17 protein-coding genes and 2 pseudogenes are annotated in these 22,510 nt (G+C 32.4%); 17 read left to right on the top strand and 2 right to left on the bottom strand.

The annotated features are described in order from the left end of the window. Positions 1-1,979: pseudogene (locus IDG65_RS11830) on the top strand (DUF1542 domain-containing protein); the annotation flags it as partial. 116 nt (positions 1,980-2,095) lie between these two features. On the opposite strand, the gene IDG65_RS11825 reads toward IDG65_RS11830, so the two are convergent. After that, positions 2,096-3,364, bottom strand: coding sequence for a BaiN/RdsA family NAD(P)/FAD-dependent oxidoreductase (locus IDG65_RS11825; RefSeq protein WP_000285003.1), 1,269 nt, complete (start codon positions 3,362-3,364; stop codon positions 2,096-2,098). 405 nt (positions 3,365-3,769) lie between these two features. Here IDG65_RS11825 and IDG65_RS11820 point away from each other — a divergent pair, with 405 nt between their 5' ends. The 8 genes from IDG65_RS11820 to IDG65_RS11785 all read left to right on the top strand — a co-directional run bounded on the left by IDG65_RS11820 (position 3,770) and on the right by IDG65_RS11785 (position 12,339). Next, a complete protein-coding gene (locus IDG65_RS11820) occupies positions 3,770-5,431 on the top strand; it encodes a putative polysaccharide biosynthesis protein (RefSeq protein WP_000004344.1) in 1,662 nt (553 codons plus the stop codon). Continuing rightward, on the top strand, positions 5,428-6,123 hold the full coding sequence (locus IDG65_RS11815) for a pseudouridine synthase (RefSeq protein ID WP_001217112.1): 696 nt from the start codon (positions 5,428-5,430) through the stop codon (positions 6,121-6,123). Before IDG65_RS11820 ends, IDG65_RS11815 begins: the two co-directional genes overlap by 4 nt. A 16-nt stretch (positions 6,124-6,139) precedes the next feature. Next, complete coding sequence (locus IDG65_RS11810) at positions 6,140-6,562, top strand: YtxH domain-containing protein (RefSeq protein ID WP_001051857.1); 423 nt, start codon at positions 6,140-6,142, stop codon at positions 6,560-6,562. 202 nt (positions 6,563-6,764) lie between these two features. Beyond that, the gene (gene sapep, locus IDG65_RS11805; protein ID WP_000265417.1) at positions 6,765-8,174 is read left to right on the top strand and encodes an Mn(2+)-dependent dipeptidase Sapep; all 1,410 of its coding nucleotides are present in this window, start codon (positions 6,765-6,767) and stop codon (positions 8,172-8,174) included. Positions 8,175-8,177: 3 nt separating this feature from the next. Further along, entirely contained in the window at positions 8,178-9,026 is an 849-nt protein-coding gene (gene dat, locus IDG65_RS11800) for a D-amino-acid transaminase (RefSeq protein WP_000411087.1), read from the top strand. Between the two features lie 550 nt (positions 9,027-9,576). Beyond that, the gene (locus tag IDG65_RS11795) at positions 9,577-10,368 is read left to right on the top strand and encodes a phosphotransferase family protein (protein WP_000434765.1); all 792 of its coding nucleotides are present in this window, start codon (positions 9,577-9,579) and stop codon (positions 10,366-10,368) included. A gap of 14 nt (positions 10,369-10,382) precedes the next feature. Next, positions 10,383-11,027 (top strand): tRNA (guanosine(46)-N7)-methyltransferase TrmB, encoded by a 645-nt coding sequence (gene trmB, locus IDG65_RS11790; protein ID WP_001266160.1) that lies wholly within the window; start codon positions 10,383-10,385, stop codon positions 11,025-11,027. A gap of 469 nt (positions 11,028-11,496) precedes the next feature. Continuing rightward, a complete protein-coding gene (locus tag IDG65_RS11785; protein WP_000689582.1) occupies positions 11,497-12,339 on the top strand; it encodes a YtnP family quorum-quenching lactonase in 843 nt (280 codons plus the stop codon). A gap of 124 nt (positions 12,340-12,463) precedes the next feature. On the opposite strand, the gene IDG65_RS11780 is transcribed toward IDG65_RS11785, so the two are convergent. After that, positions 12,464-12,775, bottom strand: a complete 312-nt coding sequence (locus IDG65_RS11780; RefSeq protein WP_000163826.1) for a PepSY domain-containing protein — start codon at positions 12,773-12,775, stop codon at positions 12,464-12,466. 86 nt (positions 12,776-12,861) lie between these two features. Between IDG65_RS11780 and IDG65_RS11775 the strand changes: the two genes are divergently transcribed. The 8 genes and pseudogenes from IDG65_RS11775 to IDG65_RS11740 form a co-directional block, all read left to right on the top strand. Then, positions 12,862-13,938: a M42 family metallopeptidase gene (locus IDG65_RS11775; protein WP_001024576.1), complete on the top strand. Its 1,077-nt coding sequence runs from the start codon at positions 12,862-12,864 to the stop codon at positions 13,936-13,938. Positions 13,939-14,002: 64 nt separating this feature from the next. Further along, complete coding sequence (locus IDG65_RS11770) at positions 14,003-14,314, top strand: thioredoxin family protein (RefSeq protein WP_000811163.1); 312 nt, start codon at positions 14,003-14,005, stop codon at positions 14,312-14,314. A 99-nt stretch (positions 14,315-14,413) separates the two neighbouring features. Further along, complete coding sequence (locus IDG65_RS11765; RefSeq protein WP_001091387.1) at positions 14,414-15,271, top strand: DUF1444 domain-containing protein; 858 nt, start codon at positions 14,414-14,416, stop codon at positions 15,269-15,271. A 28-nt stretch (positions 15,272-15,299) separates the two neighbouring features. Beyond that, complete coding sequence (ytpR, locus tag IDG65_RS11760; protein WP_001048368.1) at positions 15,300-15,896, top strand: YtpR family tRNA-binding protein; 597 nt, start codon at positions 15,300-15,302, stop codon at positions 15,894-15,896. A gap of 20 nt (positions 15,897-15,916) precedes the next feature. Further along, positions 15,917-19,741, top strand: coding sequence for a DNA translocase FtsK (locus IDG65_RS11755; protein ID WP_000118306.1), 3,825 nt, complete (start codon positions 15,917-15,919; stop codon positions 19,739-19,741). A 23-nt stretch (positions 19,742-19,764) separates the two neighbouring features. Continuing rightward, positions 19,765-21,078 (top strand): UDP-N-acetylmuramate--L-alanine ligase, encoded by a 1,314-nt coding sequence (murC, locus tag IDG65_RS11750; protein WP_000150161.1) that lies wholly within the window; start codon positions 19,765-19,767, stop codon positions 21,076-21,078. Between the two features lie 73 nt (positions 21,079-21,151). Continuing rightward, positions 21,152-21,643, top strand: a complete 492-nt coding sequence (locus IDG65_RS11745; protein ID WP_000383814.1) for a DUF948 domain-containing protein — start codon at positions 21,152-21,154, stop codon at positions 21,641-21,643. Between the two features lie 73 nt (positions 21,644-21,716). After that, positions 21,717-22,510, top strand: a pseudogene (locus IDG65_RS11740) (hypothetical protein); the annotation flags it as partial.

Here is a 22,510-nt window from a genome sequence, read left to right as displayed (position 1 = left end):
ATGCGACTGATGAAGAAAAACAAGTTGCTTTAAATCAATTAGCGAATAATGAAAAACGTGCATTACAAAACATCGATCAAGCAATAGCGAATAATGATGTGAAACGTGTTGAATCAAATGGTATTGCTACGTTAAAAGGCGTAGAACCGCACATTGTGGTTAAACCTGAAGCTCAACAAGCCATAAAAGCGAGCGCAGATAATCAAGTAGAATCTATAAAAGATACACCACATGCTACGACTGATGAATTAGATGAAGCAAACCAACAAATAAACGACACACTTAAACAAGGTCAACAAGATATAGACAATACAACACAAGATGTAGCTGTAAATGATGTTAGAAATCAAACGATTAAGGCAATCGAACAAATTAAACCGAAAGTTAGACGCAAACGTGCAGCGTTGGATAACATTGATGAAAGTAATAATAACCAACTCGATGCAATCCGAAATACGCTAGATACTACGCAAGATGAACGAAATATTGCTATTGCTGAGTTAAATAAAATTGTAAATACTATCAAAAATGACATTGCGCAAAACAAAACGAATGCAGAAGTGGATCAAACTGAGGCGGATGGTAACAATAACATCAAAGTGATTTTACCTAAAGTTCAAGTTAAACCAGCAGCGCGTCATTCTGTTAGCGCAAAAGCTGAAGCTCAAAATGCACTTATTGATCAAAGTGATTTATCTACCGAAGAAGAAAGATTAGCTGCTAAACATTTAGTAGATCAAGCACTTAATCAGGCTATTGATCAGATTAATCATGCTGATAAGACTGCACAAGTTAATCAAAATAGTATCGATGCTCAAAAGATAATTTCACAAATTAAACCAGCGACAACAGTTAAAACAACAGCACTACAACAAATTCAAAATATCGCTACAAATAAAATAAATTTAATTAAAGCAAATAATGAAGCGACAGATGAAGAACAAAATGCTGCAATAGCACAAGTAGAACAAGCATTAATAAAAGCGAAACAACAAATTGCAAGTGCAGTGACGAATGCTGATGTAGCATATCTATTGCATGATGGTAAAAATGAAATTCGTGAAATTGAACCTGTTATTAATAGAAAATCAACTGCGCGAGAACAATTAACAACATTGCTCAATGATAAAAAACAAGCAATTGAAGCGAATGTTCAAGCAACGGTAGAAGAAAGAAATAGTATTTTAGCGCAGTTACAAAACATTTATGACACTGCTATTGGACAAATTGATCAAGATCGTAGCAATGCACAAGTTGATAAAACAGCATCATTAAATCTATAAACAATACATGATTTAGATGTACATCCTATTAAAAAGCCAGATGCTGAAAAAACGATTAATGATGATCTTGCACGTGTTACACATTTAGTGCAAAATTATCGAAAAGTAAGTGATCGTAATAAGGCTGATGCATTAAAAGCTATAACTGCATTAAAATTACAAATGGATGAAGAATTAAAAATAGCACGCACTAATGCTGATGTTGATGCAGTTTTAAAACGATTTAAAGTTGCATTAGGCGATATAGAAGCAGTAATTACTGAAAAAGAAAATAGCTTACTGCGCATTGATAACATTGCTCAACAAACATATGCGAAATTCAAATCAATCGCAACACCAGAACAATTAGCTAAAGTAAAAGCATTAATTGATCAATATGTTGCAGATGGCAATAGAATGATTGATGAAGATGCGACATTAAATGACATCAAACAACATACGCAATTCATTGTTGATGAAATTTTAGCAATTAAATTGCCAGCTGAAGTGACGAATGTATCACCAAAAGTGGGGCAACCTGCTCCAAAAGTTTGTACGCCTATTAAAAAAGAAGATAAACAAGAAGTGCACAAAGTTGAAAAAGAACTTCCAAATACTGGTTCTGAAGAAATGGATTTACCATTAAAAGAATTAGCGCTAATTACAGGCGCAGCATTATTAGCTAGAAGACGTACTAAAAATGAAAAAGAATCATAATTAACGAAATGACCTTAATATAACGACACTTTTTAGTGACTCAGTTATATTAGGGTCATTTTTAATTAAATGAAAAAGTTGATCTATTAAAGAGAATCGAACCAAATTTTATACTATTATTCCATTGATGCATGTGCGTAATGACCGGCATATAATCCAGCGACATGTCCTGTTACGAGTGCACTTGTAATATTATAACCACCAGTATAACCATGTATATCTAATACTTCACCACATAAAAATAATCCCGGAACTAATTTAGACATCATTGTTTTAGGTTGAATTTCTTTAAGTGACACACCACCACCTGTGACAAATGCCTTATCTATAGGTAATGTCCCGTTTACCTTAAATACAAACCCTTTAAACATATTTACTAAGTCGTTCAATTGTTGATTTGATAAGTGATGTGATGTGGTATTTTCATCGATTCCAGCTTGTTCCAGCATGAACAGTAAGTAGCGCTCTTCAATTAGTCCATGCAAGCTGTTTTTAATGATTTTATCTGGTGTGTCCGATAATAATGATGTGATGTGTTGTTTTAATTGTTCATGGTTTAATTCAGGAAATGCATCGATTGCCATAGAAATATGCTGTGTCTTTTGATTTTTTTGTTCTTTATAAACAAACTGACTACATCTTAATGCAGCTGGACCACTGATACCAAAATGAGTGAATAACATATCCATTTGATGACTAATGCGTTTTTTAGCATTTTTCTTAAGTACTGACAATTCAACATCTTTTAAACTTAAACCTTTTAGACGATTGGATTTGATGAAAGGTTCAGCTGATGTAATTGGAACTTCGGTCGGGAATAACTCCGTAATGGTATGACCTAAATCTTGTGCGAACTTATAACCATCACCAGTTGAACCTGTTTGAGGGACACTTGTTCCACCTGTAGCAATCACTAGCGAATGGCTTTCATAACTATTATTTTGAGTATGTACAGTGAAAGTTTGATCTTCTTTTACTTCGATTCTACTAACAGCTTCTTCTTCTTTAATCGTTACATGTTGGCGTTCGATAGTTGTCACTAATGTATCAACTACGTCTTGTGCTTTGTTGGAGACTGGAAACATACGCCCGTGATCTTCTTCTTTTAATTTAACACCCCTAGACTCAAAAAAATCTATGATGGATTCATTATCAAAAATTGAAAAGGGACTATATAAAAATTTTCCATTTCCAGGAATGTTCTTAATAATTTCAGCATATGGTAATCGATTAGTTACGTTACATCTACCGCCACCAGATATTTTGAGTTTACGACCTAGACCTTTCTTTTTTTCAATGAGTAACACATTGCTACTTTGTTCGCTTGCAGCTACTGCCGCCATTAAGCCGCTAGGTCCGCCTCCGATAATAATTGTTTGATACATATACGCTTCCTCCAAATTTGTTACTGGACATTCAATTGCTATTTTATAGTACTTTTTTAAACTTTGCTATATCTCTTGTGTTATGAGATGACAATTATGTTGAATATATTTATAATGTGAACTTCATAAAAATGAAGATGTATGTGTATGATAAGAATGATTTTTCTACTGTTATGCGATGTTCATCTCAAATAGTAGTATAATGTTCATATGAAATTTTGTAATATTCTAATCAAAATCGAGTATTCAATGACAATGCGTTGATAATTTTGTTATGATAATTCATTGAATATACGACAATGAAATAAAGTTTTGTGATATATTCATAATAATGAAAAATGATTTTACAGAGAAATAGCTTTTAGTTTACAAAACTTTAATAAACATGAGATAGGGAGATTCGTAATGAGTGAAAGTAAAGAAATGGTGCGTGGAACCTTTTTAATTACCATTAGTATATTAATTACCAAGGTATTGGGCGTACTTTTTATCATTCCATTCAACTATTTAATTGGTGGACAAGAAAATATGGCGCCGTTCACATACGCTTATGCACCATATAATATTGCAATTGCAGTTGCGACAGCAGGTGTACCTTTAGCAGCTTCGAAATATGTTGCGAAATATAATGCTATTGGGGCATATAAAGTCAGTCAGAAATTTTATAAATCGAGTTTTATTGTAATGAGTATTACCGGTGTTTTAGGTTTCTTGGTACTGTATTTCCTAGCACCTTATATTTCTGAATTAACATTAGCTAGAAACGTACATGATAAAAACGGTTGGTCAGTCGATGATATTACTTGGATTATAAGAATCATTAGTATGGTTGTTATCTTTATTCCTGTATTAGCGACATGGAGAGGTATATTCCAAGGTTATAAATCTATGGGGCCAACAGCAGTGTCAGAAGTAACTGAGCAAATTGCACGCGTGATTTTCATATTAATCGGAAGTTATTTAGTACTAAATGTCTTTGATGGCTCTATTTTATTAGCCAATGGTATTGCTACTTTTGCAGCAGCAGTTGGTGCGATTATTGGTATATTCACACTCTGGTATTACTGGAGAAAGCGTAAGCATAATATTGATCGTATGGTCGAATCTGATTACACAGATATAGATGTGTCATATGGCAAGATGTATAAAGAAATCATTGCTTATAGTATTCCATTCGTTATTGTTAGTTTGAATTATCCATTATTTAACTTAGTAGATCAATTTACACATAACGGTGCTTTATCTTTAGTTGGTATACCTTCACAGTTACAAGATATATTCTTTAATATGCTAAATATGTCAACTAATAAAATTGTTATGATTCCAACATCATTAAGTGCTGGTTTTGCGGTGAGTTTAATTCCTTATATTACAAAAACATTTGCAGAAGGTCGCTTACATGAAATGCATCATCAAATTAGAACGTCAATTGGAGTATTAATGTTTATAACTGTTCCAGCTAGTATTGGAATTATGGCCTTGGCGCAACCATTATTCACAGTTTTCTATGGTTACGATCCAATTGTTTTAGGTCATGACCCTAACCATGATGGCAGTCGATTATTATTCTATTATGCGCCTGTAGCAATACTAATTTCACTATTAAGTGTAACGGCGTCAATGTTACAAGGTATAGATAAACAGAAATTAACAGTTTATGTTATTTTAGCTTCTGTAGTTATCAAGTTAGCGTTAAACTATCCATTAATTATGTTATTCCATACACCTGGTGCAATTTTAAGTACTAGTATCGCATTATTATTTGCAATTGGATGTAATTTCTATATTCTTAAAAAATATGCGAAGTTTAAATTCAGCTATAGTTGGATTCATTTTGCAAAAATATTCTTGTATTCATTTATTATGATGCTAGGTGTAGAATTAGTATTCTTCCTTGCAAATCTATTCTTAGAACCTACTAAACTTGGTTACTTAATCATTATTATTTTAGGTGTTACAGTAGGTATTCTAATTTACGGTACAATCACTATTAAAACGCGTCTTGCGGACGAATTCTTAGGTGAAATTCCTGAAAAATTAAGACGTAGAGTTAGGTTTTTACGATGAGAATAGATAAATTTTTAGCAAATATGGGCGTCGGTACACGTAATGAGGTCAAACAGTTACTTAAAAAAGGCTTTGTAAATGTCAACGAACAAGTAATTAAATCAGCAAAAACACATATAGAACCAGAAAACGATAAGATATCAGTTCGTGGAGAATTAATAGAATACGTTGAAAACGTCTATATTATGTTAAATAAGCCAAAAGGTTATATATCGGCAACTGAAGATCATCATTCAAAAACCGTTATTGATTTAATACCTGAATACCAACATCTAAATATTTTTCCGGTTGGTCGTCTTGATAAAGATACAGAAGGGCTATTATTGATAACGAATGATGGTGATTTTAATCATGAATTAATGAGTCCAAACAAACATGTTTCTAAAAAATATGAAGTTATTTCAGCAAATCCTATCACTGAAGACGACATTCAAGCTTTTAAAGAGGGTATAACACTGTCTGATGGCAAGGTTAAGCCTGCAATTTTAACTTATATTGATAATCAAACGTCACACGTAACAATTTATGAAGGAAAATATCATCAAGTTAAACGAATGTTTCATAGCATTCAAAATGAGGTATTACATTTAAGACGTATCAAAATTGCTGATTTAGAATTGGACAGCAATCTAGATTCAGGAGAATATCGTTTATTAACTGAAAATGATTTTGACAAATTAAATTATAAATAAAAGGGAGACGATTGATATGGCAAAAGGTAATTTATTTAAAGCGATTTTAGGTATAGGTGGCGCTGTAGCAGCTGTACTTGTTACACGTAAAGATAGTCGTGACAAGCTGAAAGCAGAATATAATAAATATAAACAAGATCCTCAAAGCTATAAAGATAATGCTAAGGATAAAGCGACGCAATTAGGAACAATTGCTAATGAAACAATTAAAGAAGTAAAAACAAATCCGAAAGAATATGCTAATAGATTAAAAAATAATCCAAAAGCATTTTTCGAAGAAGAAAAATCAAAATTTACCGAATATGACAATAAGACTGACGAAAGTATTGAAAAAGGTAAATTTGATGATGAAGGTGGCGTAGCACCAAATAATAATTTACGTATCGTCACTGAAGAAGACTTAAAAAAGAATAAAAATGCATTATCTGATAAAGAATAAGGCATACAATTAATAAGTTGGTATTGAACTGGCATATTAAATATATAAATTAAAAAAGGAACAAAGCAGCTATTAATGATTTGTGTCATATCGATAGCATCGTTTTGTTCCTTTTTATTATTTTCTGACATCTTATTGTAGTTTTTATATCATTTCATGTAAAATAGAATTTAACTTATAGAAAAAAGGAAGTCGATTTCGAATGTGGAAAGAAAAAGTTCAACAATACGAAGATCAAATCATTAATGACTTAAAAGGATTATTAGCAATTGAAAGTGTGAGAGATGATGCGAAAGCATCAGAAGACGCACCAGTTGGTCCAGGTCCTCGTAAGGCATTAGACTACATGTATGAAATTGCACATAGAGATGGATTTACAACACATGATGTGGATCATATTGCAGGAAGAATTGAGGCAGGTAAAGGAAATGACGTATTAGGTATCTTATGTCATGTTGACGTTGTTCCTGCTGGTGATGGATGGGATAGTAATCCGTTTGAGCCGGTTGTAACAGAAGATGCTATCATAGCTAGAGGTACACTTGATGACAAAGGTCCAACAATTGCTGCTTATTATGCAATTAAGATATTAGAAGATATGAATGTGGATTGGAAGAAACGTATTCATATGATTATTGGTACGGATGAAGAATCTGATTGGAAATGTACGGATCGCTATTTTAAAACAGAAGAAATGCCAACATTAGGTTTTGCACCAGATGCAGAATTTCCGTGTATTCATGGTGAAAAAGGCATTACAACATTTGATTTAGTTCAAAATAAACTTACTGAAGATCAAGATGAACCTGATTATGAATTAATAACTTTCAAATCTGGTGAACGTTACAACATGGTACCTGATCATGCAGAAGCAAGAGTGCTTGTTAAAGAAAATATGACAGATGTTATTCAAGACTTTGAGTACTTTTTAGAACAAAATCATTTACAAGGTGATAGTACTGTTGATAGTGGCATTCTAGTTTTAACAGTTGAAGGTAAAGCGGTTCATGGTATGGATCCATCTATCGGTGTGAATGCGGGTCTTTACTTACTAAAATTCTTAGCATCATTAAATCTTGATAATAATGCACAAGCGTTTGTAGCATTTAGTAATCGCTACTTATTTAATTCAGATTTTGGTGAAAAGATGGGAATGAAATTCCATACAGATGTCATGGGTGATGTGACAACTAACATTGGTGTTATTACATATGATAATGAAAATGCAGGTCTTTTCGGTATCAATTTAAGATATCCCGAAGGATTTGAATTTGAAAAAGCTATGGATCGTTTTGCAAATGAGATTCAACAATATGGCTTTGAAGTGAAATTAGGTAAAGTCCAACCACCACATTATGTTGATAAAAATGATCCTTTTGTACAAAAGTTAGTTACTGCATATAGAAATCAAACAAATGATATGACTGAACCTTATACTATAGGTGGCGGTACTTATGCGAGAAACTTAGACAAGGGTGTAGCATTTGGCGCAATGTTTAGTGATTCTGAAGATTTAATGCATCAAAAAAATGAATATATCACTAAAAAACAGTTATTTAATGCAACTAGTATTTATTTAGAAGCAATTTATTCATTATGTGTGGAGGAATAATATATGGAAAAAATTTTTTTAAATGGTGAGTTTGTAAGTCCAAGTGAAGCAAAGGTTTCATACAACGACAGAGGATACGTATTTGGCGATGGTATTTATGAATACATTCGAGTATATAATGGTAAGTTATTTACAGTAACAGAACATTATGAAAGATTTTTACGTAGTGCCAATGAGATTGGTTTAGATTTAAATTATTCTGTAGAAGAATTAATTGAACTATCTCGTAAATTAGTTGATATGAATCAAATTGAAACTGGGGCAATTTATATTCAAGCAACGCGTGGTGTAGCTGAAAGAAATCATAGCTTCCCGACACCTGAAGTAGAACCAGCAATTGTTGCTTATACAAAGAGTTATGATCGTCCTTATGATCATTTAGAAAATGGTGTGAATGGTGTTACCGTTGAAGATATCCGTTGGTTACGTTGCGATATTAAAAGCTTAAATTTATTAGGTAATGTTTTAGCGAAAGAATATGCTGTGAAATATAATGCAGTTGAAGCAATCCAACATCGAGGCGAAACTGTCACTGAAGGATCTTCAAGTAATGCTTATGCAATTAAAGACGGTGTGATTTATACACATCCGATTAACAACTATATTCTTAATGGTATTACACGAATTGTAATTAAAAAAATTGCCGAAGACTATAACATCCCATTTAAAGAAGAAACGTTTACTGTAGATTTCTTGAGAAATGCAGATGAAGTTATTGTTTCAAGTACTTCAGCTGAGGTTACACCTGTTATTAAATTAGATGGTGAACCAGTTAATGATGGTAAAGTTGGCCCAATTACACGTCAACTACAAGAAGGATTTGAAAAGTATATAGAGTCACACAGTATTTAAAATTCTTTCATCATATTTTTAGATTAAATTACTTAAATTTATCAACTTTCGTAAGTGAATTATGTTATAATTTAAAACGAAGCTTAAAAGTGTTGTTTAGAAAACACATATTAGTAAAAAGTGCCATTTTGTTTCTCATTTTCAGTTGAAATATAATGATAAAAATTATAAAATTTTCTATGAGTTACAAATATGATGTGCATCATATTTTACTAAGTACGTAAATGTTACAGTTCATAAATTTATGCTAACCATGAAAATGGGATAGCAATTATTTTGAAAACTAGAGTTTATCGCCTACAAAAGTTACAAAAACATGTAGTTTTAGACACGGTAACATTTTATGTCAAGTAAGTGACTATAGAATGTATGGTGTCAATGAAAGACAATACGATTTAAATTTAGTCGTGTAATGTAGGCATTGGTTGAGGATTTAAAATAATTATCTGGTCATAAAATTTGTACCAGTATGGTGTTATAAATTAGAATATATGGCTCTTGAAAAACCTATTTCTAGAGCCATTTTCTAATTGAAAGTGAGGTGGACGAGTTGGAGCAGTTTTATCAATTAGGGTGGACACTTGATTCAGCAGGTGGTGCATCTGGTGAAGCATATATGGCTGAACAAGATGGACAAAAGTTGTTTTTAAAACGAAATTCAAATCCATTTATTGCGGCATTATCAGCAGAAGGTATTGTGCCCAAATTAGTATGGACGAAGCGCATAGAAACAGGCGAGGTTGTTACAGCACAACATTGGAAAAATGGCCGTGAACTATCTTCAAACGAAATGAAGCAAACAAGAGTTGCACATTTATTAAAGAAGATACACAATTCTAGACCTTTATTAAGTATGTTAAAGCGTATGGAAATGGAACCTATTACTCCTGAGATTATGCTTAATAAAATTAATGCCTCTTTATCAAGAGAAGTTTTAACACATCATATTGTGAGAAAATCATTAACCTATTTAGAAGAGCATATACCGAGTTTAGATTCACGTTTTTTCACTGTTGTACATGGCGATGTGAATCATAATAATTGGTTATTATCTGATCGAGATGAACTATTTTTAGTCGATTGGGAAGGTGCAATGATCGCAGACCCGGCAATTGATATCGGAATGCTGCTTTACAACTATGTTCCACAACAACAATGGTCTGAATGGCTTGAAACATATGGTGTTCAAGAGAGCTTGAATTTAAATAAACGTATGAAATGGTATACGGTAATTCAATCTATAGGTCTTGTGCAATGGTATGAAGAGCAAAAAAGATATAAGGATATGAACACTTGGCTTAAATTCCTAAATGAAGTTATGAATAGTAACATGTTTATTTAAGAGGAGAATAAAATATGAGAGTTCGATACAAACCATGGGCTGAAGATTATTTAAAAGATCATCCTGAATTGGTTGACATGGACGGTCAACATGCAGGGAAAATGACTGAATGGTTTGATAAAACGCAACCGATACACATTGAAATTGGTTCGGGTATGGGGCAGTTTATTACAACATTAGCTGCTCAAAATCCTCATATTAACTATATTTCAATGGAACGTGAGAAAAGTATCGTTTATAAAGTATTGGATAAAGTTAAAGAGATGAGTTTAACAAATTTAAAGATTATTTGTAATGATGCCATTGAATTAAATGAATATTTTAAAGACGGCGAAGTTTCGCGTATTTATTTGAACTTTTCAGATCCATGGCCAAAAAATCGTCATGCAAAACGACGTTTAACGTATCATACGTTTTTAGCGTTGTATCAACAAATCTTAAATGATGAAGGAGATTTACATTTTAAAACTGATAACAGAGGACTATTTGCCTACAGTTTAGAAAGTATGTCTCAATTTGGAATGTATTTTACAAAAATAAATCTAAATTTACATCAAGAAGACGATGGCAGTAATATTCTAACAGAATATGAAAAGAAATTTTCGAATAAAGGGTCACGTATTTATCGTATGGAAGCGAAATTCCATTCACAAAAATAAAGCACTTATGAGGGTATGTACACATACAATCATAAGTGTTTTTTCGTACTATAATGGTTCTATAGTAAAATGGTTCTATAATAAATCGGACTGATAGAAAAAGTATTTTACTTTTCATCTGTCCGATTTTTTGATTTTGAATATAAAAAAGCGCAATTGCCTCTGTAATTTAAAGTGACCAAACCTAAACTAAAGGAGACAATTGCGCCTATGAACAATGTTATACTAAATACCTTTGATTTAAAAGAATAAAGCTTGCATTTTACTTGGAAATTTTAATTATTAATTTAAAATTACAGTCCGATGGTTATGATGTATTTACATATAATATGATTGCATTAATCTTTATAAGTAGTTGGAAGTGTATTAGTGTGGGGCGTTTCGTTTTTGTTCGCATTTATGAATAGTGATATGATGTAATAAACACATGCTAATTGTAATAACGAATACAGAAAGAATAGGTGATGTTATGAAGATCGGGGATATATCTATTCATTATCTAAATGGTGGCAATACAAAAATGGATGGCGGTGCAATGTTTGGTGTTGTTCCGAAGCCGTTGTGGTCAAAGCAATACAATGCAAATGAACGAAATCAAATCAATTTACCGACACATCCAATTTTGATTCAAACGGCTCAATATAATTTGATTATAGATGCGGGTATTGGTAATGGTAAATTATCTGAAAAGCAATTACGTAATTTTGGAGTAGATGAAGAAAGTCATATAATTGCTGATTTGGCAAATTATAATTTAACGCCAAAGGATATTGATTATGTGCTAATGACACATATGCATTTTGATCATGCTGCCGGTTTGACTGATCAAGCGGGACATGCAATTTTTGAAAATGCGATTCATGTTGTGCAACAAGATGAGTGGCATGAGTTTATTGCACCTAATATAAGAAGTAAATCAACTTACTGGGATAAGAATAAAGGCGATTATAGTAACAAGTTGATTTTATTCGAAAAACATTTTGAACCGGTTCCGGGTATCAAGATGCAACATAGTGGAGGTCATAGCTTTGGCCACACGATTATTACGATTGAAAGTCAAGGAGATAAAGCAGTTCATATGGGTGATATATTCCCAACTACTGCACATAAAAATCCTCTATGGGTAACGGCATATGATGATTATCCTATGCAATCGATTCGTGAAAAAGAACGCATGATACCATATTTTATTCAGCAACAATATTGGTTCTTGTTTTATCATGATGAAAACTACTTTGCTGTAAAATACAGCGATGATGGTGAAAACATAGATGCATATATTTTACGTGAAACATTAGTTGATAATAACTAAAATAAAGATGTATTACTAAACAAATTTTCAAAAATAAAAAAATGAGCCACATCCAATCTTACTAATTAGGGTGTGGCTCATTTTTAAGTTTTACGATCCAAATCAAATATGGATAAAATTCGTATTAACGCTCTACAATGTTAATGACTTCACCAGTATATGCATCTGCATAAAAATCATAATGAATATTTTGACCATTTTTAATAGTTGTAATTCCACCTTGATAAACTAAACGGTATTTATCAGTTTCAGGATGAACGAATGGTTCATAAACGATATATGAGCCTTTGACATTCATAAAATATGATTTTACTTCATTAAGTACTTTAACGGGATTATAGCGTTTACGATTAATAAATTGGATGATTGAAATGGTAGAAATAATTACAATGGCTACTGCAATTATTGTTGGAATTATATATTTCAGTTTAGTCATCATTTAAGCTCCCTTGATTTCAAATTCATATCATTAGTTTACCATATTGAAGATGATATAATAACTTATAAGGAGTGAGAACTTTTATGAACATAAATAAAAAAGTAACATTACAACGAATTCAAACTTTAACTGAGCTTCATGGGGCACCAGGTTTTGAAGAAGAAGTAAAAAATTATATGACTCAGCAAATGGCGCCGTACGTAGATGAATTTATTGAAAATCGTATGGGTGGATTTTTTGGTGTGAAAAAATCTAAAAATCCAAATGCAAAACGTGTAATGATTGCAGCACATATGGATGAAATCGGATTTATGATTACAAATATCACTAAAAATGGAATGATTCAATTCACAAATTTAGGTGGTGTTGCAAATGATATTTGGCAAGGACAACGCTTAGTAATTAAAAATAGAAATGGCGATAAAATTATCGGTGTTGTTTCTAATATACCTAAACATTTTCGTACTGGTAGTGAAGGTGCACCGGAAATTAAAGATTTAACATTAGATATAGGTGCTCAAAATGAAGATGAGGTGCGTGAGCGCGGAATAGATATAGGAGATACAATTGTACCTCACACGCCATTCACACAGTTATCTGAACATCGATATAGTGCTAAAGCATGGGATAATCGTTATGGTTGTGTCTTGGCAATTGAAATACTAGAATTATTAAAAGATATAGAATTAGATGTAGACTTGTATGTTGGCGCAAATGTTCAAGAAGAGGTTGGATTACGAGGTGCGAAAGCATCTGCAGAGATGATAGACCCAGACGTTGCATTTGTAGTCGATTGTTCACCTGCCAATGACGTTAAAGGAAACCAACCATTATCTGGTGAACTTGGTAAAGGGACGTTAATTCGCATAAAAGACGGTACAATGATTTTAAAGCCTGTATTTAGAGATTATTTATTAAAGTTAGTAGAAGCACATGACATTGAACATCAATACTATATGTCACCAGGTGGAACAGATGGTGGAGAAATTCATAAAGCTAATATTGGTATTCCGACTGCAGTTATTGGTGTATGTGCACGATATATTCATAGTACAGACTCAGTATTTGATATAAGAGACTATTTTGCAGCTAGATCTTTACTTTCAGAAGCCATTTGTAATTTAGATAATAATCAAATAGAAACATTACAATATAAATAATCGGGTAATAACAACTATTATCTCTAAATAGTTATATATAATCATTAATTAAGGAGACATAAAAATGAAACAACTTGAATCAGAACAACAATTTGAATCTTTAAAACAAGGTGCTACAGTGTTTGAATTCACTGCAGGCTGGTGTCCAGATTGTAGAGTGATAGAACCAGATTTACCGGAATTAGAAGCGAGATATCCTATGTTTGACTTCGTATCAGTAGACCGTGACAAATTTATGGATATTTGTATTGAAAATGGTATTATGGGGATTCCAAGTTTTCTAGTATATAAAAATGGTGAACTGCTTGGAAGTTATATTGGAAAAGAACGAAAATCAATTGAACAGATAGATGCATTTTTAGCTCAATACGTGTAATTTAGACTAGAGAAAAACGGGGTAATACTCGTTTTTCTCTGTTACTATGTGTTGATTTATTGTAAACTATTATAAGGTGCGAAATTAGGAGTGTTACATATGAATACCTTTCAAATGAGAGATAAATTAAAGGAACGTTTAAGCCATTTAGACGTTGATTTTAAATTTAATCGTGAAGAAGAAACTTTGCGTATTTATCGAACAGATAATAACAAAGGTATCACGATTAAACTTAACGCTATAGTCGCAAAATATGAAGATAAAAAAGAAAAAATTGTAGATGAAATTGTTTATTACGTTGATGAAGCTATTGCACAAATGGCAGATAAAACCCTTGAGAGTATATCATCTAGTCAAATTATGCCTGTCATTAGAGCGACTAGCTTTGATAAAAAAACTAAACAAGGTGTTCCTTTTATCTATGATGAGCATACTGCAGAAACAGCAGTTTATTATGCAGTCGATTTAGGGAAATCATATCGTCTAATTGACGAAAGCATGTTAGAGGATTTGAAGTTAACTGAACAACAAATAAGAGAAATGTCTCTGTTTAATGTTAGAAAATTGTCAAATTCATATACGACTGATGAAGTAAAAGGTAATATTTTTTATTTTATTAACTCAAATGACGGGTATGATGCAAGTAGGATACTAAATACTGCATTTTTAAATGAAATTGAGGCACAATGTCAAGGCGAAATGCTCGTAGCAGTGCCACACCAAGATGTGTTAATTATTGCAGATATACGCAATAAAACAGGATATGATGTGATGGCACATTTAACAATGGAATTTTTCACTAAAGGTCTAGTTCCAATTACATCATTATCCTTTGGATATAAACAGGGTCATCTTGAACCGATATTTATTTTAGGTAAAAATAATAAACAAAAAAGAGATCCAAACGTGATTCAGCGTTTAGAAGCAAATCGTCGTAAATTTAATAAAGATAAATAGAAATAATTGGATAAGGAGTTTTGTCATAATGAATTTATTTTACAATCCTAAATATGTAGGAGATGTCGCATTTTTACAAATTGAACCAGTTGAAGGTGAATTAAACTACAATAAAAAAGGTAATGTTGTTGAAATTACTAATGAAGGTAATGTTGTAGGTTATAATATTTTTGAAATTTCAAAAGATATAACAATTGAAGAAAAAGGTCATATTAAATTAACTGATGAACTTGTAAATGTATTCCAAAAGCGTATTTCAGAAGCTGGTTTTGATTATAAATTAAATGCTGATCTATCACCGAAATTTGTAGTTGGCTACGTTGAAACTAAAGACAAACATCCTGATGCAGATAAATTAAGTGTACTAAATGTAAACGTTGGAAATGACACATTACAAATTGTATGTGGCGCGCCTAACGTTGAAGCTGGACAGAAAGTTGTTGTTGCTAAAGTAGGTGCAGTGATGCCTAGCGGTATGGTAATTAAAGATGCTGAATTACGTGGTGTTGCCTCAAGCGGTATGATTTGTTCAATGAAAGAATTGAATTTACCTAATGCACCTGAAGAAAAAGGTATTATGGTATTAAATGACAGCTATGAAATTGGACAAGCATTTTTTGAATAATTAAGGAAGGTAGTGAAAATATGAGCTGGTTTGATAAATTATTCGGCGAAGATAATGATTCAAATGATGACTTGATTCATAGAAAGAAAAAAAGACGTCAAGAATCACAAAATATAGATAACGATCATGACTCATTACTGCCTCAAAATAATGATATTTATAGTCGTCCGAGGGGAAAATTCCGTTTTCCTATGAGCGTAGCTTATGAAAATGAAAATGTTGAACAATCTGCAGATACTATTTCAGATGAAAAAGAACAATACCATCGAGACTATCGCAAACAAAGCCACGATTCTCGTTCACAAAAACGACATCGCCGTAGAAGAAATCAAACAACTGAAGAACAAAATTATAGTGAACAACGTGGGAATTCTAAAATATCACAGCAAAGTATAAAATATAAAGATCATTCACATTACCATACGAATAAGCCAGGTACATATGTTTCTGCAATTAATGGTATTGAGAAGGAAACGCACAAGTCAAAAACACATAATATGTATTCTAATAATACAAATCATCGTGCTAAAGATTCAACTCCAGATTATCACAAAGAAAGTTTCAAGACTTCAGAGGTACCATCAGCTATTTTTGGCACAATGAAACCTAAAAAGTTAGAAAATGGTCGTATCCCTGTAAGTAAACCTTCAGAAAAAGTTGAGTCAGATAAACAAAAATATGATAAATATGTAGCTAAGACGCAAACGTCTCAAAATAAACAATTAGAACAAGAAAAACAAAATGATAGTGTTGTCAAACAAGGAACTGCATCTAAATCATCTGATGAAAATGTATCATCAACAACAAAATCAATGCCTAATTATTCAAAAGTTGATAATACTATCAAAATTGAAAATATTTATGCTTCACAAATTGTTGAAGAAATTAGACGTGAACGAGAACGTAAAGTGCTTCAAAAGCGTCGATTTAAAAAAGCGTTGCAACAAAAGCGTGAAGAACATAAAAACGAAGAGCAAGATGCAATACAACGTGCAATTGATGAAATGTATGCTAAACAAGCGGAACGCTATGTTGGTGATAGTTCATTAAATGATGATAGTGACTTAATAGATAATAGTACAGATGCTAGTCAGCTTCATACAAATGGCATAGAGAATGAAACTGTATCAAATGATGAAAATAAACAAGCGTCAATACAAAATGAAGACACTAATGACACTCATGTAGATGAAAGTCCATACAATTATGAGGAAGTTAGTTTGAATCAAGTATCGACAACAAAACAATTGTCAGATGATGAAGTTACGGTTTCGAATGTAACGTCTCAACATCAATCAGCACTACAACATAACGTTGAAGTAAATGATAAAGATGAACTAAAAAATCAATCCAGATTAATTGCTGATTCAGAAGAAGATGGAGCAACGAATAAAGAAGAATATTCAGGAAGTCAAATCGATGATGCAGAATTTTATGAATTAAATGATACAGAAGCAGATGAGGATACTACTTCAAATATCGAAGATAATACCAATAGAAACGCGTCTGAAATGCATGTAGACGCTCCTAAAACGCAAGAGCACGCAGTAACTGAATCTCAAGTTAATAATATCGATAAAACGGTTGATAATGAAATTGAATTAGCACCGCGTCATAAAAAAGATGACCAAACAAACTTAAGTGTCAACTCATTGAAAACGAATGATGTGAATGATGGTCATGTTGTGGAAGATTCAAGCATGAATGAAATAGAAAAGCATAACGCAGAAATTACAGAAAATGTGCAAAACGAAGCAGCTGAAAGTGAACAAAATGTCGAAGAGAAAACTATTGAAAACGTAAATCCAAAGAAACAGACTGAAAAGGTTTCAACTTTAAGTAAAAGACCATTTAATGTTGTCATGACGCCATCTGATAAAAAGCGTATGATGGATCGTAAAAAGCATTCAAAAGTCAATGTGTCTGAATTAAAGCCTGTACAAAGTAAACAAGCTGTGAGTGAAAGCAAGCCTGCGAGTCAAGCCGCACCATCATCAAGCTCTGATTCACAAGAGTCAAACACAAATGCATATAAAACAAATAATATGACATCAAACAATGTTGAGAACAATCAACTTATTGGTCATGCAGAAACAGAAAATGATTATCAAAATGCACAACAATATTCAGAGCAGAAACCTTCTGCTGATTCAACTCAAACGGAAATATTTGAAGAAAGCCAAGATGATAATCAATTGGAAAATGAGCAAGTTGATCAATCAACTTCGTCTTCAGTTTCAGAAGTAAGCGACATAACTGAAGAAAGCGAAGAAACAACACATCCAAACAATACTAGTGGACAACAAGATAATGATGATCAACAAAAAGATTTACAGCCTTCATTTTCAAATCAAAATGAAGATACAGCTAATGAAAATAGACCTCGGACGAACCAACAAGATGTTGCAACAAATCAAGCTGTACAAACATCTAAGCCGATGATTCGTAAAGGCCCAAATATTAAATTGCCAAGTGTTTCATTACTAGAAGAACCACAAGTTATTGAGCCGGACGAGGACTGGATTACAGATAAAAAGAAAGAACTGAATGACGCATTATTTTACTTTAATGTACCTGCAGAAGTACAAGATGTAACTGAAGGTCCAAGTGTTACAAGATTTGAATTATCAGTTGAAAAAGGTGTTAAAGTTTCAAGAATTACGGCATTACAAGATGACATTAAAATGGCATTGGCAGCGAAAGATATTCGTATAGAAGCGCCTATTCCAGGAACTAGTCGTGTTGGTATTGAAGTTCCGAACCAAAATCCAACGACGGTCAACTTACGTTCTATTATTGAATCTCCAAGTTTTAAAAATGCTGAATCTAAATTAACAGTTGCGATGGGGTATAGAATTAATAATGAACCATTACTTATGGATATTGCTAAAACGCCACACGCACTAATTGCAGGTGCAACTGGATCAGGGAAATCAGTTTGTATCAATAGTATTTTGATGTCTTTACTATATAAAAATCACCCTGAGGAATTAAGATTATTACTTATCGATCCAAAAATGGTTGAATTAGCTCCTTATAATGGTTTGCCACATTTAGTTGCACCGGTAATTACAGATGTCAAAGCAGCTACACAGAGTTTAAAATGGGCCGTAGAAGAAATGGAACGACGTTATAAGTTATTTGCACATTACCATGTACGCAATATAACAGCATTTAACAAAAAAGCACCATATGATGAAAGAATGCCAAAAATTGTCATTGTAATTGATGAGTTGGCTGATTTAATGATGATGGCTCCGCAAGAAGTTGAGCAGTCTATTGCTAGAATTGCTCAAAAAGCGAGAGCATGTGGTATTCATATGTTAGTAGCTACGCAAAGACCATCTGTCAATGTAATTACAGGTTTAATTAAAGCCAACATACCAACAAGAATTGCATTTATGGTATCATCAAGTGTAGATTCGAGAACAATATTAGACAGTGGTGGAGCAGAACGCTTGTTAGGATATGGCGATATGTTATATCTTGGTAGCGGTATGAATAAACCGATTAGAGTTCAAGGTACATTTGTTTCTGATGACGAAATTGATGATGTTGTTGATTTTATCAAACAACAAAGAGAACCGGACTATCTATTTGAAGAAAAAGAATTGTTGAAAAAAACACAAACACAATCACAAGATGAATTATTTGATGATGTTTGTGCATTTATGGTTAATGAAGGACATATTTCAACATCATTAATCCAAAGACATTTCCAAATTGGCTATAATAGAGCAGCAAGAATTATCGATCAATTAGAGCAACTCGGTTATGTTTCGAGTGCTAATGGTTCAAAACCAAGGGATGTTTATGTTACGGAAGCAGATTTAAATAAAGAATAATTATGAGTAAGGAGTTTTATATAATGACACACTATCATTTTGTCGGAATTAAAGGTTCTGGCATGAGTTCATTAGCACAAATCATGCATGATTTAGGACATGAAGTTCAAGGATCGGATATTGAGAACTACGTATTTACAGAAGTTGCTCTTAGAAATAAGGGGATAAAAATATTACCATTTGATGCTAATAACATAAAAGAAGATATGGTAGTTATACAAGGTAATGCATTCGCGAGTAGCCATGAAGAAATAGTACGTGCACATCAATTGAAAATAGATGTTGTAAGTTATAATGATTTTTTAGGACAGATTATTGATCAATATACTTCAGTAGCTGTAACTGGTGCACATGGTAAAACTTCTACAACAGGTTTATTATCACATGTTATGAATGGTGATAAAAAGACTTCATTTTTAATTGGTGATGGCACAGGTATGGGATTGCCTGAAAGTGATTATTTCGCTTTTGAGGCATGTGAATATAGACGTCACTTTTTAAGTTATAAACCTGATTACGCAATTATGACAAATATTGATTTCGATCATCCTGATTATTTTAAAGATATTAATGATGTTTTTGATGCATTCCAAGAAATGGCACATAATGTTAAAAAAGGTATTATTGCTTGGGGTGATGATGAACATTTACGTAAAATTGAAGCAGATGTTCCAATTTATTACTATGGATTTAAAGATTCGGATGACATTTATGCTCAAAATATTCAAATTACGGATAAAGGTACTGCTTTTGATGTGTATGTGGATGGTGAGTTTTATGATCACTTCCTGTCTCCACAATATGGTGACCATACAGTTTTGAATGCATTAGCTGTAATTGCGATTAGTTATTTAGAGAAGCTAGATGTTACAAATATTAAAGAAGCATTAGAAACGTTTGGTGGTGTTAAACGTCGTTTCAATGAAACTACAATTGCAAATCAAGTTATTGTAGATGATTATGCACACCATCCAAGAGAAATTAGTGCTACAATTGAAACGGCACGAAAAAAATATCCACATAAAGAAGTTGTTGCAGTATTTCAACCACACACTTTCTCTAGAACACAAGCATTTTTAAATGAATTTGCAGAAAGTTTAAGTAAAGCAGATCGTGTATTCTTATGTGAAATTTTTGGATCAATTAGAGAAAATACTGGTGCATTAACGATACAAGATTTAATTGATAAAATTGAAGGTGCATCGTTAATTAATGAAGATTCTATTAATGTATTAGAACAATTTGATAATGCTGTTATTTTATTTATGGGTGCAGGTGATATTCAAAAATTACAAAATGCATATTTAGATAAATTAGGCATGAAAAATGCGTTTTAATATGTTTATAATAGAGTAGTATGGGTATTTATTATTAATGACATTATTACATGTTAATTAGGAGGCGTTTTTAATGGATTGGATTTTACCAATTGCTGGAATTATCGCTGCGATTGCATTCTTAATTTTATGTATCGGTATCGTAGCTGTATTAAATTCTGTTAAGAAAAACTTAGATTATGTTGCAAAAACACTTGACGGTGTAGAAGGTCAAGTTCAAGGTATTACTCGTGAAACAACAGATTTACTTCATAAAGTAAACCGTTTAACTGAGGATATCCAAGGTAAAGTAGATCGTTTAAACTCAGTTGTAGATGCTGTTAAAGGTATCGGTGACTCAGTACAAACGTTAAACAGCTCTGTAGATCGTGTAACAAATTCAATTACACATAATATTTCTCAAAATGAAGATAAAATCTCACAAGTTGTTCAATGGTCAAATGTTGCAATGGAAATTGCAGACAAATGGCAAAATAGACACTACCGTCGTGGAAGTGCAAATTACAAAGCTAATAATGTAGCAACTGATGCAAATCATAGCTATACTTCTCGAGTAGATAAATAATTAATAATTAAACAAATGCACTTAAATGAGGTTGTTACTTATTTAAGTGCATTTGTTATAGGAGGATATACAAATGACGCAGCAACAAAATAATAAAAGAACATTAAAAAATAAACACACTTATCATAATGAACTACTACCGAACCGTAAAGATTTTGTTGTTAGTTTTATAACTGGCGCGCTTGTTGGTTCAGCTTTAGGCTTGTATTTTAAAAATAAAGTTTATCAAAAAGCAGATGATTTAAAAGTCAAAGAACAAGAACTGTCGCAAAAGTTTGAAGAAAGAAAAACGCAACTTGAAGAAACGGTTGCCTTTACAAAAGAACGTGTTGAAGGATTTTTAAACAAATCTAAAAATGAGCAAGCGGCATTAAAAGCACAACAAGCAGCAATAAAAGAAGAAGCAAGTGCAAATAATTTAAGTGATACATCACAAGAGGCACAAGAGATTCAAGAAGCTAAAAAAGAAGCACAAGCAGAAACGGATAAAAGTGCAGAAGTATCAAATAAAGAATCAAAAGCAGTGGCATTAAAAGCACAACAAGCAGCAATAAAAGAAGAAGCAAGTGTAAATAATTTAAGTGATACATCACAAGAGGCACAAGAGATTCAAGAAGCTAAAAAAGAAGCACAAGCAGAAACAGATAAAAGTGCAGCTGTATCAAATGAAGAATCAAAAGCAGTGGCATTAAAAGCACAACAAGCAGCAATAAAAGAAGAAGCAAGTGCAAATAATTTGAGTGATACATCACAAGAGGCACAAGAAATTCAAGAAGCTAAAAAAGAAGCACAAGCAGAAACAGATAAAAGTGAAGCTGTATCAAATGAAGAATCAAAAGCAGTGGCATTAAAGGTATCGAAAGAAGA

The organism is Staphylococcus sp. EG-SA-17, from assembly GCF_017151845.1.
Taxonomy (GTDB): Bacteria; Bacillota; Bacilli; order Staphylococcales; family Staphylococcaceae; genus Staphylococcus; species Staphylococcus aureus.
This window is presented reverse-complemented; position numbering and strand designations above follow the sequence as displayed.